Source organism: Streptomyces katrae (assembly GCF_000966975.1).
Lineage (GTDB): Bacteria > Actinomycetota > Actinomycetes > Streptomycetales > Streptomycetaceae > Streptomyces > Streptomyces katrae.
Genome location: NZ_JZWV01001488.1, coordinates 1 through 1,921, shown reverse-complemented (window position 1 = coordinate 1,921; position 1,921 = coordinate 1). Strand labels below are relative to the sequence as shown.

Genomic DNA, 1,921 nt, shown 5'->3' with positions numbered 1-1,921 from the left:
AGCCCTCGCCGACATCACCCCCCGCGCCTGCGAGGTGCCGTTCTACTCCACCGTCACCGGCGACGCCCTCGACACCGACCGCCTCGACGCCGAGTACTGGTACCGCAGCCTGCGCCGGACCGTCCGCTTCGACGAGGTCACCCGCGCCCTCGTCCGGGACGGACACGGCGCCCTCATCGAGGTCAGCGCCCACCCGGTGCTGACCGTCGGCATCCAGGAGACCCTGGACGACCTGGGCGGCGGAGCCGTCGCGCTCGCCACCCTGCGCCGTGACGAAGGCGGCACCGACCGCTTCCTGCGCTCCGCCGCCGAGGCACACGCCCACGGCGTCGCCCTCGACTGGCAGGCCGTCCTCGCCGCCCCGGACGCCCGCCGGATCCCGCTGCCCACGTACGCGTTCCAGCACGAGCGCTACTGGCTCGACGCCCCCGACACCCCGGCGGACGCGGCGGGCCTGGGCCTCGCCCCCTCGGACCACCCCCTGCTGGGCGCCGTCACCACCCTCGCCGACGCCGACGGCCTGCTGCTGACCGGCCGGCTGTCCACGCGGACCCACCCCTGGCTGGCCGGGCACGAGGTGCTGGGCGCGGTCATCCTCCCCGGTACGGCCTTCGTGGAGCTCGCCGTCCGGGCGGGCGACCACCTCGGCTGCGACAACCTGGCCGAACTCACCCTCCAGGCACCGCTGGTCCTGCCCGAGCAGGGCGCCGTCCTCGTCCAGGTCGCCGTCGGCCCGGCCGACGGATCCGGAGACCGGCGCTTCGCCGTCCACTCCCGCCCCGACACGGCCGCCGCGGAGGACGGCTGGAGCTGCCACGGCACCGGCGTACTGAACTCCGCGCCCGCCACCCCGCCCCCCGGCCCGGACGCCGCATGGCCGCCCGCCGGCGCGGCCCCCGTGGACCTCGACGGCTTCTACGCCGGGCTCGCCGCCCGCTCCTTCGCCTACGGCCCCCTCTTCCAGGGCCTGCGCGCCGCCTGGCGGCTCGGCGACGAGGTGTTCGCCGAGGTGGCCCTCCCCGAGGACGGACGTGCCGACGCCGACCGGTACGGGCTCCACCCGGCCCTGCTGGACGCCGCCCTGCACGCCGTCGGTTTCGGTCCCCTCGGGGACATGGGCACCGGACGGATGGCCTTCTCCTGGGAGGACGTACGCCTGCACGCCACCGGCGCCACCCGGCTGCGGATCCGGCTGACCCCGGCCGGCACCGACGCGGTGACCCTGACCGCCGCGGACGACACCGGCCGGGACGTGGCCACCGTCGCCACCCTCACCTTCCGCGAGGTCCGCGAGGAACACCTGCGGGCCGCGCTCACCGCACACCACGACTCCCTCTACCGGGTGGAGTGGCCGGCCCAGCCCCTCCCCGACACCGCCGCCCCCGCCGGGCCCTGGACCCCGCCCGACACCCACCCCGACCTCGCCGCCCTGGCCGAGGCCGTCACGGCCGGCGCACCCGTCCCCCCGACCGTGGCCTTCGTCCTCCCCGCGACCGGCGGCGAACCCGACGCCGACGCGGGGGCCGTCCGCGAGACCGCGCGGCTCACCCTCGCCCTCCTGCGGGACTGGCTGGCCGACGACCGCTTCGCCGCCTCCCGGCTGGTCCTCCTCACCCACCGGGCCGTCGCCGTACCCGGCGAGGACACCGAGGACGCACCGGACACCCGGCCCGAACACGCCCCCGTCTGGGGCCTGATCCGCTCCGCCCAGTCCGAGCACGACGGCCGGCTCGTCCTCGCCGACACCGACGGCACCCCGGACTCCCTGCGCCGCCTGCCCGCCGCCCTCGCCACCGGCGAACCCCAACTGGCCCTGCGGGCGGGCAGGATGGCCGTACCCCGGCTGGCCCGCGTCCCCGTCGGCCCGGAACCCGCCACCCCCGCCGGCCGCGCCCTCGACCCGCAGGGCACCGTACTGATC

General features: G+C 77.5%; 1 protein-coding gene. It reads left to right on the top strand.

Features of this window, described 5'->3' with window-relative positions:
- A partial coding sequence (locus VR44_RS38570; protein ID WP_045952348.1) for a polyketide synthase dehydratase domain-containing protein occupies positions 1–1,921 on the top strand: 1,921 nt, incomplete at both ends.